Below are 14,345 nucleotides of genomic sequence, written 5' to 3'. Positions count from 1 at the left end.
ATATTATGATAATCATATAAAAAGAAATCATCAAAGAAAGGAAAGATAAATGATGAAACATATGAATAAAAACAAGCTATTTAAAATCTTTGTTGTATTATTGTTGATTGTATCACTAGGTTGTAATGGATTTTTAATGTATAAAGTTTTAGGAGGAAATCAATCATCTGGATCTTCCAATTCAAATGCGACAGTGCAAAAGGTAAATTATGATGTTCAATCTGATTTGACAGAGGTCATTGAAAGTGCGAAAACATCTACAGTCGGTGTGGCAGTATATCAAAACAATCAATTGGCTGGTAGTGGTAGTGGTGTCATTTATAAGGTTGATGGAAAAACAGTTTATGTCATTACGAATCATCATGTCATTGAAAATGCTCAATCTATAGAGGTCATTTATTCTAATGGTGAATCTGTGAAAGCAGAATGCTTAGGTAGCGATGAATATGGTGATATTGCTGTATTAAAGATGACAGTTAACTTTGAAGTTTCTGCTTTTAAAGTAGGAGATTCAACTTTATTAGAGGCTGGAGAACCTGTTTTAGCTGTAGGAAGTCCATTAGGTATTGAATATGCGGGAACTGTCACACAGGGTATTGTTTCAGCTCCATCAAGAACTGTTTCTGTTGATTTGAATGATGATGGACGTGAAGACTGGGATATGAATGTTATTCAGACAGATGCGGCTATTAATCCAGGAAATAGTGGAGGTGCATTGGTTAATGCAGCCGGTGAACTGGTTGGTATTACTTCAATGAAATTAGCGTCAGAAGAAGTTGAGGGAATGGGCTTTGCGATTCCAATTAATGATGCTTTAAAACTGGTAGAAGAAATTATTGACACAGGAAAAGTCAATCGACCAACAATTGGGATTTCAGCACTATCTTTAGATAGTTATTCTTCATATGAACTCTATATGTATCGTATTCAGACAAATTTGAATAAAGGAATCTATGTCGCTGATGTACAAAGTAATTCTCCTGCCAGCAAAGCAGGTATTCAAGCTGGAGATGTTATTACTCAATTTGATGGTAAAGATATCGAATCTTATAAAGATTTCTTAACACAGCTTTATTCTAAAAATCCCGGAGATACGGTGAAATTAACGATTAATCGTAACGGTTCGACATCTTCTGTCAATGTGACATTGGGTTCTTCTTAAGGAAAGACAAAAGTTCTTTCCTTTTTTTTGTAAAAACTATATAATGGGTGTTGGTGATGATATGAATAAAGAAATCAAAAAACAACTTATCTTATCATTTGTTTTATTAACCTTTGTTGTAGCAACACTCTTTTTCTGGTATCAGAACTTTATATTCCATACTTATGGTGAAAAAGTTGATTACCAGTATTGTTTATATGCTCAAAATGAAGAATGGCAAATTGCAGGATATGAGTTTTATCAAAAAGGGAAAACACAAGGATATGGACATGCCCGTGTGACACCTTTACAACCTCAACTTTTAAAGAAAAATGATGAAATGACAGTGACACTTCATCTAAAAAATCATCAGCCTTTCATTCAAACAATAAAGATTCAAAATGATAATCAAGTTTTACTTTTAGAAAATCAGACAGGACAGAATATCTTTAGTGAAAAAGATCTTCAAAATGTTCAATTACAAATAGAAGTCAAACGTCAAAAGAAATCTATCTATAATCAAACATTATCTATGCAAAAACAAGATATCATGACATATACTTCAGCAAATAAAGATTATACATTAACCAATGTATATGTGACTGAAAATTGGTTAAAAACAGGAGTCTTTTCAAGTAAGGATACAAAACTTGCTAAAGAATATCCTTATATGATTATTAATTATATGTATTCTCATGAACAGAATTATGAAGTGAATATTAATGATTATGAAAGATTTGTTTATTTAAAAGGAAAAACAGAAGATTTTTTAAATGATCAGGTGGAAGGAATTGGATATTATGATGGTCAAGGATCATTATTTGATATGCAGTTATGTTGTGTAATAACATTAATGAAAAGTGAAGATGATCTCAATCCTTATACTTTTACATTGCCTCTAAATCCCATTCAAAAAGGAGAATCATGATGAAAGCGGGAAGAAAAGATAAAATGACGTTATATATGTTGAGAAATGCTTTTTCAACTTTATTGATTGCTTTTGTTTCTTTTATGATTTCTTTGATTTCGTATTATGAATGTTCATTTGTTGAAGCATTAAGGCGTTTATTTTTTGTGAATATTTATACAACATTATATTTTTTATTGTTGTGGCTATTGAATTATATGATTTTTGAAATATCAAAAATCATATTTGATACTTATGAAAATATTCTGACATATAAATTTATTCTTGTTTTATGCTTGGTTGCGATTATTTTGTTTTTTGTTCCAATGTTGGATTTATTTCAATGGAATTTTATTTTCTTATGTCTGTTTATTGCATTAAGACAAATAAAACAATTATATATTCATAAAAAAAGACCATCAAATGGTCTATAACAGTGTACTGAGATTTTGCAGGAATTTTTGTTTGGTTGTGGCATCTAATGAATTGTAATATTGTTCAAAGAGGACACCTAAACCAACAAGGATTGTTTCTTCTTTAGAGGCAATGCCCTCATCAATGGTTTCCTGCAACTGAGTAGGGGTGAATCCTTTGAGATTCATTAAAAGTGCTTCACGCATTTTTGATCAGTCCTTTCTTATATAATATGGGAGAATTTATTGATTTTATTCAAGGAGATTTATGAAAGAATATCAAATACAGATAAATGATGAAACCATTGTCTATCAGTTAACTTATAAGCATATGCAAAATATAAGAATGCGTGTACGATATGGACAATTGTTGATTAGTGCACCTTATGGGACATCATTGATATATATTGAACAGATGATTCATACTTATCAAAAAAGAATACTGACACAAATACATGCTTTTCAACCTTATTATCAATATAATGATGGTGGATATGTTTTGATTTTTAATCAACGTTATCGTCTAGTTGTCAGGGATATAGGTATTAAACGTTGTCAATGTCATGGTCATGATTTGTATGTTTATCATTATGATATACAAGGTTGTGTGGAAAAAGAATGTTATCGTATATTATATGATTATATTGAAGAAAGAATGATTGATTATCTGGCTCATGATTTTGATTTGGATATGCCACGTATTGAAATTAAAAAATATAAAAGTCGCTGGGGAAGCTGTTATTATAAGGAACAGCGTGTTTCTTTTCATTTAGGATTAGTTCATTTAGAAAAGGAACTGATTGATTATGTGATTGTTCATGAGTTATGTCATTTTCTTTATCATGATCATTCTGCATCATTCTATCATGAGATAGCAAAAAGATTGCCACATTATCAGATATTACAAAAACGCTTAAAGGAGAAACATACATGATTACATCAATTCAAAATGAAACAATCAAAAAAATAATGAAATTGAAACAAAAGAAATATCGTGATGAATATGATTTGTTTTTAGTGGAAGGTTTTCATTTGGTTGAAGAAGCCAGAAAAGCAGGGTGTATTCAAACATTAATAACAACACTTGATGAAACGTTTCCAGAAGATACTCTTTATGTTCATTCAAAAGTTATGGAAAAAATAGCTTTTACAAAGACACCACAACCTGTTATGGCTGTTTGTAAAAAACAGCATCAAACTTTAGATACATGGAAAGAACGTTATTTGTTATTGGATAATCTTCAAGATCCGGGTAATTTAGGAACTATTATTCGCAGTGCTCTAGCACTTGGTTATGACCAAATCATTATGTCACCTGAAAGTGTTGACCTTTATAATGATAAAGTTATTCGTGCTACACAGGGAGCTTTATTTCAAATGCCACTTTGCCAAATGGATTTATTAGAAGCTATTGCTTTATTACATAAACAAGGGGTTGGTGTATATGGAACATCATTACATCAGGCATTACCTATTGATCATTATCAGCCTCAAAAACAAATGGCATTTGTTTTAGGAAACGAAGGGCAGGGTGTTTGCCAGGCTGTTTTAGATGCCTGTGATCATACATTATATATTCCTATTCAAGGGATTGAATCTTTAAATGTTGCGATTGCTGGAGCTATTGTTATGTATCATTTTCCTAAAATTTAAGAAAAGATTTGCAAAATAATAAACATATGATATAATATTTTGTGTTTAGAATCGATGAAAAGGAGTAGTAGTTGTTGATACTTTTTAGAGAGTCTATGGGTGGTGGAAATAGACAGGTTAGGCAATGAACTCGCCTTGGAGATACAAAGATGAAAAGAGTAGTCTTTGTCGTTAACTGCGTTAAAGTTTTGAGAGCATATATGGATGTCATATATGAACTAAGGTGGTATCGCGATCAAGTCGTCCTTAGAAGGACGGCTTTTTATATTATAAGGAGGGATAAATGATGCCATTTGATCATCAAGCCATTGAAAAGAAATGGCAAAAATATTGGGATGAACATCAGACTTTCTATACTGATGTTTGGGATTTTTCAAAACCTAAATACTATGCTTTAGATATGTTTCCATATCCATCAGGACAAGGATTACATGTTGGGCATCCTGAAGGATATACAGCGACAGATATTATGTCACGTATGAAAAGAATGCAGGGATATAATGTTTTACATCCAATGGGATTTGATGCTTTTGGATTACCAGCTGAACAATATGCGATTAAAACAGGAAATCACCCTGAAGGATTTACACGTCATAATATTGAAACTTTTACACATCAGTTAAAGATGTTAGGTTTTTCGTTTGATTGGGATAAATGTATTTCTACTTGTGATCCTGATTATTATCATTGGACACAATGGATTTTTAAACAGCTTTATGAAGATGGTTTAGCTAAAAATGTGGATATTCCAGTGAACTGGTGTGAAGAATTAGGAACTGTTTTAGCTAATGATGAAATCATTGATGGAAAAAGTGAACGTGGGGGATACCCAGTTATTAGAAAGAATATGAAACAGTGGGTTATTGATATTCCTGCTTATGCTGAAAAATTATTGGCTGGTTTAGAGGATGTTGATTGGCCTGAATCTACCAAAGAAATTCAAAGAAACTGGATTGGAAAATCTATTGGCGCTCATGTGCATTTCCAAGTTGATGGACATGATGAACAGTTTACTGTGTTTACAACACGTTGTGATACGCTTTTTGGCGCAACTTATTGTGTGTTAGCTCCTGAACATGAATTGGTAGCTAAGATTACAACACCACAACAAAAAGAAGCGATTGAAGCCTATGTGAAAGTCTGTGCCACAAAATCTGAATTAGAACGTACTGAATTAAATAAAGATAAAACAGGTGTCTTTACTGGTGCTTATGCGATTAACCCAGTGAATCAAAAGAAAATACCTATTTGGATTTCAGATTATGTTTTAGCAGGATATGGAACTGGTGCTATTATGGCGGTTCCTGCTCATGATGATCGTGACTGGGAATTTGCGAATAAATTTGGTCTTGAAATTATTCCAGTGCTTGAAGGTGGAGATGTTACAAAAGAAGCATGGACACAGGATGGAAATCATATTAATTCTGATTTCTTAAATGGTATGAATAAAGAAGATGCTATTGAAACAATGATTCAATGGTTAACTGATCATCATTGTGGTGAAAAGAAAGTGAATTATCGTTTAAGAGAATGGATCTTTGCACGTCAAAGATACTGGGGAGAACCAATTCCAGTGATTAATTTTGATGATGGCACTTCCGTTGCATTATCAGATGATGAATTACCATTGATTTTACCACCATTAGAAGATTACTCACCTTCTAAAAGTGGGGCATCACCATTGGATAAAGCTACAGACTGGGTGAATGTCACTGTGAATGGAAAAGCTGGAAAACGTGAAACAAGTACAATGCCAGGAAGTGCGGGAAGCAGCTGGTATTATATGCGATATATTGATCCACATAATGATCATGCGATTGCTGATAGAAAGTTATTGGATCACTGGTTACCAGTTGATTTATATGTTGGTGGACCAGAACATGCTGTTGGACACTTATTATATTCTCGTATGTGGAATCGTTATTTATATGATAAAGGATATTTGTCACATCCTGAGCCATTCCAAAAATTATATCATCAAGGTATGATTTTAGGAACAAATGGTGAAAAGATGAGTAAATCTAAAGGTAATGTCATTAACCCTGATGATATTGTTCAAACTTATGGGGCTGATACATTAAGAGTTTATGAAATGTTTATGGGACCTTTGGAAGCAAGTAAACCATGGAGTGAAACAGGTGTTGACGGTGCTAGAAAATGGTTGGATCGTGTGTATCGTTTGATTGTGGAATCTGATAAATTAAGTGATGAAAATGATCATTCATTAGACTTTGTTTATCATTCTACTGTCAAAAAAGTCACTCATGATTATGAAACATTAGGATTTAATACTGCTATTTCACAAATGATGATTTTTGTCAATGAAGCTTATAAAGCTAAAACTGTTTATCGTCCATATGCTGAAAACTTAGTGAAAATGTTAAGCTGTATCGCTCCACATGTCTGTGAAGAAATGTGGCAGTTACTTGGACATGATGAAACATTAGCTTATGAACCATGGCCAACATATGATGAAGCGATGTTGGAACAGTCAACAATTGAAATGGCTGTACAGGTTAATGGAAAACTTCGTGCTAAAATTACTGTGAATAAAGATGAAGATGATGAAGTCGTGAAACAGGAAGCTTTAGCTCAAGATAATGTAAAAACACATACTGAAGGAAAGAATATTGTGAAAATTATTGTCGTGAAAAATAAGATTGTCAATATTGTTGTGAAATAAAAATATTGATTTATAAACATGGAATGAAGAGAGAAGTGAATTTCTAAAAGTTAAGGTATCTTAATTGCAGAGATTCACTTTTTTAATGTTCAATTATTGATAACAAAAAAACGCTAACTTTTCAGTTAACGTTTAACAACAGCATTGACAAATAGACTGATTGTTTATAGGGACTTGTCTGATGATCACTTGACCATTTGTTTCCATAACAGCATCTTCATTGATGATTTCACCAACACTGTCAACCGTAATTGTTCCTGATTTGACATTTTTAATAGAATCAACATGTCCTTTGATTGTTGCCTGTACATCAGAATATTCAAATGCTAAATCGCAATCAATCATTTCACAATCAATGAGTTTCAAGTTTTCACAATAACATAATGGTTGTGTTCCAATGATCTGACAGTTAATGAATGTGACATTTTTTGAAAACCACCCTAAATATTCACCTTTGACAACAGAATCTTTAACGATGACGTTACTGCTATGCCAGAAGGCATCTTTTGTATCTAAATAAGAATTTGTAATTTCTAAGTCATGCATATACTGGAAAGAATATTTTCCTGTAAATTTCAAATGATCAATTTTAACATGATGACTATGAAGTAACATATATTCAGAATGAATTTCACTATCTTTAATAGAAATATCCTGGCAGAACCAGCCAAACTCTGGTGATTGAATCTGACAATTTGAAACAATTGTATCACTACATTCTCTTAAAATTTTTATACCTTGAATATCACAAGAATCAATCAAACCATGATGAGAATACCAGATAGGAGCTCTTGTTAATTCATCTAAAGAGCTGTGAATTAATTCATAACCCTGTACATGCCATAAGGGATAACGAAGCGAAAAAGTACAATGATCAACTCTGACTTGTCTTGTTTCTTTCAAGACAGATTCTCCATCTTGAGGACCAGCAAAAGTACAGTTTCTCACTTCAGTATTTTGTATGTTGTATAAAGCTCTTTCTTCATCAAAAGTTTGATTTTCAATAATCTGTTTGATTTGCATGATATTGACCTCCTTTAAGAAAGCTTATGCTTTATTTTGAATATTTTTTAAAGTGTAAATCAGATAATCAAGATGATCAATTTTCTTTTGTTTTTGATGCACTTCATCTAGAATTTCATATCTTTTCTTTTTTAAAAAAAGGAAAAGAAATTCAAAACGATGATTTTCAAAGTCATCAACAAATTCTTGAACTTGTTTGGATGAACATCCCATATCTTCTAAACTTTTTTGAATATCTTCTTTGGTAAACATTTGAATCATATGAAAGCCTCCTTGACTATATTCTATATATAGACATTATAAAAATCAAATACTTATAATGGATAGTCAGCTATGCTTTTGAGGTATTTATATGGATATATGTTGTCTAATTATTTCTTTTTTAAGGTGTTCATAAAGTTCATATGTAGATATGCAATCTGCTAAAGAACGGTGTTCATTTGTGGAAAGCCCTAAAAATTCTACCATGTCTGTTAAACGATGATGGGGCATTTGAGGATAAACCTTTCTACAAAATTGAACCGTATCCATATATTCATTAGATAAATTGATCTGAAAATGATTCGCAATAAAATTAAGATCGAAAGCTGTATTATGTCCAATAATTGGATCGTATCCAAGAAACTGCAAAATGTCATCTTGAACAGAAGAGAGAACAGGCATATCCTCTACCATTTGATTATCAATGCCAGTGAGTTGAGTGATAAAAGGAGTAATATTCTGTTGGGGATTGATTAACTGGCAATAACGTTCAATGATTTCCTTGTTTCTGACCTTTAATATTCCAATTTCAATAATTTTATCTTTTTGCCAAGATAAACCTGTTGTTTCGATATCTATAACACAATAATCATCAATGATTTTTTTAACATAATGACCTCTTTTATAATATTGTTTTTGATAAGCCATTGTGATCACCTCAATTCTATATTTAAATCTATTCAATATAAAAATGCAAATGAATTTATAAAAAAAGTATAATCATCAGTCAAATCATGTTATAATGTTGCACGGTATCACAACAGGAGGTCGTTATGAAATATATACATCAGTTTCTTATTATTATGTTGATTTCATTTGTAGGAGAATTATTGAGTTTTTTACCATTACCCATTCCAGCAAGTGTTTATGGATTGTTGATTATGTTAGTTGGTCTTTATACAAAAATAATTCCATTATCAGCAATAGAAGATGTTGCAGATTGGCTGATTTTGATTATGCCTGTTTTATTTGTTCCATCTGCTGTTGGTTTAATGAATGTCAAAGAAGAATTATTTGAAAACATAGCTGTGATTATGATTGTTCTTGTTATAAGTACAGTCATTGTGATGGTAGTGACAGGGAAAGTTGCACAATATATGATAGAAAGGAAAAATATCAATGAATAATTTATTGATTGAAACATCTTGTTTTGGCATTGTATTAAGTTTATTAACATATTGGTTGGCTGTTCAAATAAGAAAGCGATGGTCTTATTCTCTTTTGAATCCATTATTAATCAGTGCTTTTTTAACTATCTTTGTTTTATATGTTTTAGATATTGATTTTCAGACATATAATCAAGGAGCACAAATGATTACATATTTATTGACTCCATCAACTGTTTGTTTAGCGATTCCTTTATATAAACAAACACAAGTCCTGGTTAAACATTTTGGAGCTATTATAGCAAGCTTATTATGTGGTTGTCTGTCTGGTTTGATGAGTGTTATGGTTCTTTGTATTTTGTTGAAGACAAGTGAAACAGTTTTATATTCTTTGATGCCAAAATCTATTACGACAGCGATTGCTATTGGAGTATCAGAATTACTTGGTGGTCATTCGACAATGACAGTAGGTGTTGTCATTTTAACAGGTATTTTTGGATCGATGATTGCTAAAACGATTTTTAAAGTTTTCCATATCAATCATCCTGTTGCACGTGGTTTGGCATTAGGAAATAGTGCTCATGCTATTGGAACAGCGAAAGCAATTGAGTGGGGTGAAATTGAGGCAGCAATGAGTAGTTTATCCATTGTGATTTCAGGTATATTCACTGTGTTTTTAGCGCCTATTATGATTCGTTTATGGATATAAAAAAGTTCTATGTTTAAGCATAGAACTATTGATTGGTATATTAAATATTTGCGGGGCAGACCCTAGCCTTTAAATTTTTAAAGGGGTCTGTCTTTTCTTGCTTTAAATTTAAATTGGGGTTGCTTTTTATAAAATGAGAATCTCCTGTTATAATTTGTTTGCAAACAATATTACGAAAAAGAAGACTATCTAGCAGACCTATTGAGAAAAAAATAACTATATCAAGAAGATCAACCAGTAATGCAAATGGAATGCAAAACTTTGCAAGAGCTAGAAATAAGTTCATCTATTCGCAAAATTCATATAAAAACATACTGCAACCGAGCATGAAAAAAAGATGAAAAGAGTTGGTAAACCAAGAGGAAAATGTAATAAAAAAAGATGACAGATAGTCACCAATCAAATATTGTTCGACCTGCTTTAAAATGAAAGTGGGGTCAAAATACCCCACTATTAATTTAAAGCTTTTTAGATTAGACCCCTCAATTATTTAAAGGGCCTATTGATTTAAAAGATCATAAAATGATTTTAAGCGTTGACAAGATTGATTGAACTCTTCTTGTTCTTGTGGTGTCATGCGTAATTCAACAATTTCTCTAACACCACTACGATCAATGATGGCTGGCACACTGATAAATAAATCATCCTGACCATATTCGCCACGAAGCAATGTTGAAACAGGTAAAATCTGGTTTTCATTATGTAAGATTGTGCGAATAATACCGACTGTACTTGAGGCTATACCATAACAAGTATTCCCTTTACGATTGAAAATTTCCCAACCAGCCTGAATTGTATCTTTTTTCATCTGTTGATAGGGTTCTTGTCCTAAACGACTCTGATTATCTTGAACAACACTATAAATATCCTTACCACCAATACGAACAGTTGACCATGGAATCATTTCACTATCTCCATGTTCACCAATGACCATCGCATGAACACTGCGAGGATCAACTTGGATTTTTTGGGCGATGAAATATTTTAAACGGGCTGTATCTAATGTTGTTCCTGTTCCAATAACCTGATTAGCTGGTAAACCAGAAAGTTTATAAGCATAATAACTCATTAAATCTACAGGGTTTGAAACAACAATCAAATGTCCATCAAAATGATGTTCTTTAATTTGAGTAATAATACTTTTCATGACATTTAAAGATGGTTCTAACATCTTTAAACGGTCATTACCACTTTGAGGGGTTGGAACACTTGCTGTGATGATAACAATTTGAGCATCTTCACAGTCTTCATATCGTCCCACTTTGACATGTGTATTACGATTCATATATTCAATGCTTTGAGATAAATCTAAGACTTCTCCTAAAACTTTTTCTTCATTCAAATCAATCAAAGCAATTTCGTCACATAGACCTTGATTAATCAAACAAAATGCAGTACTGACACCAACGTGTCCACATCCAATAATGACAATTTTTCTTTTTTCTAATTTCATTTCTTTTCTCCTCGTTATAAGTCTAAAATGATTATATCATAATTCATAAAATTGTAATGAAATATGATAAAAAGTTTTCAAAACCTGAAAATAAAATGTGTGTTTGATAAAAATAAGTATACTATATGTGGGAGAGGAAATTTATGGAATTAAGTCTTTTATTAGCTCAAAATATTTTTGGATTATTTCTTATTATTTTTGTAGGATATTTAACTGTAAAGTGTCGTGTACTGACATCTGATGATAGTAAAGTGATTTCTAAAATTGTTTTATATATTGTTTGTCCTTGTACAATTTTAAATTCTTTTCAGATTGATTTTACAAATGAGAAGCTGATGGGATTGATTTTATCTTTTATTGGAGCTATTGTCGTTCATTTGATTTTCATTCCATTAACAAAATTATTAGGGCAGATCTTTCATTTTATGCCTGTAGAAAAAGCAACGCTTATTTATTCTAATGCTGGTAATCTGATTATACCTTTGGTAGCTTCTATTTTAGGGGAAGAATGGGTTTTATATACAAGTGGATATATGGTTGTTCAAACTATTTTAATATGGACACATGGAAAAAATCTGGTTTGTAATGAAAAGCAGTATGATTTCAAAAAGATTATCTTGAATGTGAATGTTATAGCGATTATGTTAGGAATGATTATGTTTATAGCACGCTGGCATTTTCCAGCACTGATTCATGATACAGTAAGTAGTGTTGGTTCTATGGTAGGGCCATTAAGTATGCTGGTGATTGGAATGTTATTAGGCGATATTGATATTTTATCTATTTTTAAAGAAAAAAGAGTTTATGGTATTTGTCTTTTGAGATTGATTGTTTATCCTTTGGCTGTGATTTTGGCGTTTCGTTTGCTGGGATTACAAAATTTTCATCAGGATGCTTATCAGATATTGTTGATCAGTCTTTTGGCTGCGAGTGCTCCTGCTGCTGCAACAATTACCCAATTTGCCCAGTTATATGATAAACATCCAGGCTATACGAGTATCATGAATGTTATGTCTGTTATTTTTTGTATTATCACAATGCCGATCATTGTTTTTATTTATCAAATTTTATAAAAGTTAATATCTAAGACATAATTATGAAGGATAATGGTGTATTGTTGGAGGAAGGGTTATATGAAAAGAATTCAAATTAGTCATAATATTGTTGATGAAGATTTATTAAAAGAAGTGAAAAAATACATGATTGCTCCATGGCAAAAATATTTATTGTCATTAACAGGTGTGATTTCATTAATTTTAGGTATTATAAATGTCGTCAATCAAAATATGTTACAAGGTGTTGTTTTATTGGTTTTAGGTGCTGTGTGTATTGGGGAAATTTTCTTTTTAATTCATAGTCATTACAAAGAAATGTTAAAATTGATGAAAGAAGAAATTGATGAACAGAAGATTACATATACAATGAGTTTTGGAGGAGAATATGTCGTTGTACATAATTGTCAGACATCTATTGATAATAAGATTCCTTACTCTCATCTCAAAACTTTATCACAGACAGAACATGCATATGTTTTATTAGCAAAGAAAAATGAAATCATTATTATTCGAAAAGATTGTTTAAAAGTAAGTATTCGTGAATTTATAGATTTCTTGAAACAAAAAGATACAAAAATAAAAAAATGGATCAAAGCATAAAAGTCGTTTCTATCAAATGACTTTTTTTGTTATAATAAAAAAGAAGGTGAAAGAAATGAAAATTCAAATTATTCAAGGTGATATTACTCAAATATCATGTGATGCCATAGTCAATGCTGCCAATAATAGTTTATTAGGAGGTGGAGGGGTGGATGGTGCTATTCATCGCAAAGCTGGACCTGAATTATTGGCTGAGTGTCGTTTGTTGCATGGATGTGCGACTGGTGATGCAAAAGTCACAAAGGCTTATCATTTACCAGCACGTTATGTGATTCATACAGTTGGTCCGGTTTATCGTGATGGACAACATGATGAAGCCAAACGATTACAGTCTTGTTATATACGCTGTCTGGAAAAAGCTGAAGAGTATCAATGTCAACATATTGCTTTTCCTTCAATTAGTACAGGGGCTTATCGTTATCCTGTATCACAGGCAGCTACAATTGCGATAGAAACGCTTAAAAACTATCCATGTCAATATGTCAAAAGAATAGATATTGTTTGTTTTGATAATTATACATATCGTACATATTGTCAGTTATTAAAAAAAGAATAATAAAAGTGCATATGATTAGCTATAATAAATAAGACATGGTACAATGATCTTGTCATGAAAGGAGAAAGAGATTATGAAATTATATGTATGTCCAATTTGTGGAAATGTAGTAGAAAAAATTGTTGATAAAGGAGTACCAGTTGTTTGTTGTGGAAAACCAATGGTAGAATTAACAGCAAATACAACAGATGGTGCATTAGAAAAACACGTTCCTGTATTATCTATAGATGGAGATAAACTTCATGTGAAAGTTGGTGAAGTTTCACATCCAATGACTGATGAACATTTAATTACAACAATCATTGCTGTATTCAACAGTCAAGTTTTACGTGTGGATTTAACATCTGCTGATCAACCTGAAGCAGTATTTGCAATTGGTGATTATAAAGGAACAATTGAAGTATACGAATACTGTAACTTACATGGATTATGGAAAGCAACAATTGAAGCATAAATCATAAACAAGGAAACTTATCATAAGATAGGTTTCTTTTTTTTAAAGATACTGTCTGGAAATATTTTTAAATATGCTATAACATGATGGAAATGGTAGAATTTTCATATTTTAGATAAAATGATAAAGATATGAGTTGTTGAATTGTTAAATAATGGGCGGTATTTTCATTTTTTATACGATTAAATGTGAAAAAATCGAAAAATATTAGACAAAACTATAGACGTTTGTTACAATAAGCGTGGTTATCATATATGTTTGGGAATTGGCCCAATCGTTTCTACCCTGTTACCGAAAATAACGGGACTATGATAGACGCTTTTTTATGTGT

The 14,345-nt window shown here is 31.6% G+C and carries 17 protein-coding genes, 1 riboswitch and 1 other annotated feature; of the genes, 12 read left to right on the top strand and 5 right to left on the bottom strand.

From position 1 onward, the window contains the following. The first annotated feature begins 61 nt into the window (after positions 1-61). From ACGHJ8_RS08600 to ACGHJ8_RS08590, 3 genes are read left to right on the top strand one after another with little or no spacing between them, the layout of a single operon-like run. Complete coding sequence (locus ACGHJ8_RS08600) at positions 62-1,162, top strand: S1C family serine protease (RefSeq protein ID WP_390539838.1); 1,101 nt, start codon at positions 62-64, stop codon at positions 1,160-1,162. Positions 1,163-1,205: 43 nt separating this feature from the next. After that, a complete protein-coding gene (locus ACGHJ8_RS08595; protein WP_390539836.1) occupies positions 1,206-2,069 on the top strand; it encodes a hypothetical protein in 864 nt (287 codons plus the stop codon). Further along, positions 2,069-2,482, top strand: a complete 414-nt coding sequence (locus tag ACGHJ8_RS08590; protein ID WP_087358473.1) for a hypothetical protein — start codon at positions 2,069-2,071, stop codon at positions 2,480-2,482. The genes ACGHJ8_RS08595 and ACGHJ8_RS08590 overlap by 1 nt, the downstream gene beginning before the upstream one ends. On the opposite strand, the gene sspI is transcribed toward ACGHJ8_RS08590, so the two are convergent. Then, positions 2,477-2,668: a small acid-soluble spore protein SspI gene (sspI, locus tag ACGHJ8_RS08585; protein WP_087358475.1), complete on the bottom strand. Its 192-nt coding sequence runs from the start codon at positions 2,666-2,668 to the stop codon at positions 2,477-2,479. The genes ACGHJ8_RS08590 and sspI overlap by 6 nt on opposite strands. 61 nt (positions 2,669-2,729) lie before the next feature. Here sspI and ACGHJ8_RS08580 point away from each other — a divergent pair, with 61 nt between their 5' ends. The 3 genes from ACGHJ8_RS08580 (at position 2,730) to leuS (ending at position 6,797) form a co-directional block, all read left to right on the top strand. Beyond that, positions 2,730-3,395, top strand: coding sequence for a M48 family metallopeptidase (locus ACGHJ8_RS08580; RefSeq protein ID WP_390539834.1), 666 nt, complete (start codon positions 2,730-2,732; stop codon positions 3,393-3,395). Beyond that, positions 3,392-4,114, top strand: a complete 723-nt coding sequence (locus tag ACGHJ8_RS08575; RefSeq protein ID WP_390539832.1) for a TrmH family RNA methyltransferase — start codon at positions 3,392-3,394, stop codon at positions 4,112-4,114. The genes ACGHJ8_RS08580 and ACGHJ8_RS08575 overlap by 4 nt, the downstream gene beginning before the upstream one ends. 45 nt (positions 4,115-4,159) lie before the next feature. Beyond that, positions 4,160-4,365: a binding site (T-box leader), on the top strand. A gap of 35 nt (positions 4,366-4,400) precedes the next feature. Continuing rightward, a complete protein-coding gene (gene leuS / locus ACGHJ8_RS08570; protein ID WP_087304857.1) occupies positions 4,401-6,797 on the top strand; it encodes a leucine--tRNA ligase in 2,397 nt (798 codons plus the stop codon). Between the two features lie 132 nt (positions 6,798-6,929). Here leuS and ACGHJ8_RS08565 read toward each other — a convergent pair whose 3' ends face one another. The 3 genes from ACGHJ8_RS08565 to ACGHJ8_RS08555 all read right to left on the bottom strand — a co-directional run bounded on the left by ACGHJ8_RS08565 (position 6,930) and on the right by ACGHJ8_RS08555 (position 8,729). Then, positions 6,930-7,820: a DUF3737 family protein gene (locus ACGHJ8_RS08565; RefSeq protein WP_390539830.1), complete on the bottom strand. Its 891-nt coding sequence runs from the start codon at positions 7,818-7,820 to the stop codon at positions 6,930-6,932. A gap of 24 nt (positions 7,821-7,844) precedes the next feature. After that, positions 7,845-8,081, bottom strand: coding sequence for a hypothetical protein (locus ACGHJ8_RS08560; protein ID WP_390539828.1), 237 nt, complete (start codon positions 8,079-8,081; stop codon positions 7,845-7,847). A gap of 87 nt (positions 8,082-8,168) precedes the next feature. Then, the gene (locus ACGHJ8_RS08555) at positions 8,169-8,729 is read right to left on the bottom strand and encodes a PolC-type DNA polymerase III (protein ID WP_390539826.1); all 561 of its coding nucleotides are present in this window, start codon (positions 8,727-8,729) and stop codon (positions 8,169-8,171) included. 125 nt (positions 8,730-8,854) lie between these two features. Between ACGHJ8_RS08555 and ACGHJ8_RS08550 the strand changes: the two genes are divergently transcribed. Next, a complete protein-coding gene (locus ACGHJ8_RS08550) occupies positions 8,855-9,208 on the top strand; it encodes a CidA/LrgA family protein (RefSeq protein WP_390539824.1) in 354 nt (117 codons plus the stop codon). Beyond that, positions 9,201-9,896, top strand: a complete 696-nt coding sequence (locus ACGHJ8_RS08545) for an LrgB family protein (RefSeq protein ID WP_087936751.1) — start codon at positions 9,201-9,203, stop codon at positions 9,894-9,896. The genes ACGHJ8_RS08550 and ACGHJ8_RS08545 overlap by 8 nt, the downstream gene beginning before the upstream one ends. Before the next feature lie 499 nt (positions 9,897-10,395). On the opposite strand, the gene ACGHJ8_RS08540 is transcribed toward ACGHJ8_RS08545, so the two are convergent. Next, positions 10,396-11,349, bottom strand: coding sequence for an L-lactate dehydrogenase (locus ACGHJ8_RS08540; RefSeq protein WP_087297127.1), 954 nt, complete (start codon positions 11,347-11,349; stop codon positions 10,396-10,398). 143 nt (positions 11,350-11,492) lie between these two features. Here ACGHJ8_RS08540 and ACGHJ8_RS08535 point away from each other — a divergent pair, with 143 nt between their 5' ends. The 4 genes from ACGHJ8_RS08535 to ACGHJ8_RS08520 all read left to right on the top strand — a co-directional run bounded on the left by ACGHJ8_RS08535 (position 11,493) and on the right by ACGHJ8_RS08520 (position 14,014). Continuing rightward, a complete protein-coding gene (locus tag ACGHJ8_RS08535) occupies positions 11,493-12,422 on the top strand; it encodes an AEC family transporter (protein ID WP_390539822.1) in 930 nt (309 codons plus the stop codon). A 60-nt stretch (positions 12,423-12,482) separates the two neighbouring features. Then, positions 12,483-13,004 (top strand): YcxB family protein, encoded by a 522-nt coding sequence (locus ACGHJ8_RS08530; protein ID WP_129738216.1) that lies wholly within the window; start codon positions 12,483-12,485, stop codon positions 13,002-13,004. Between the two features lie 55 nt (positions 13,005-13,059). Further along, positions 13,060-13,560: an O-acetyl-ADP-ribose deacetylase gene (locus tag ACGHJ8_RS08525; protein WP_087358489.1), complete on the top strand. Its 501-nt coding sequence runs from the start codon at positions 13,060-13,062 to the stop codon at positions 13,558-13,560. 73 nt (positions 13,561-13,633) lie between these two features. Continuing rightward, a complete protein-coding gene (locus ACGHJ8_RS08520) occupies positions 13,634-14,014 on the top strand; it encodes a desulfoferrodoxin family protein (protein WP_087243221.1) in 381 nt (126 codons plus the stop codon). 228 nt (positions 14,015-14,242) lie between these two features. Beyond that, positions 14,243-14,343: riboswitch (purine riboswitch) on the top strand. Positions 14,344-14,345 lie beyond the last annotated feature (2 nt).

It is taken from the genome of Massiliimicrobium timonense, from assembly GCF_042850985.1.
Lineage (GTDB): Bacteria > Bacillota_I > Bacilli_A > Erysipelotrichales > Coprobacillaceae > Allocoprobacillus.
The sequence above is the reverse complement of the archived record's forward strand: the minus strand, read 5'-3'. Positions and strand labels throughout refer to the sequence as shown.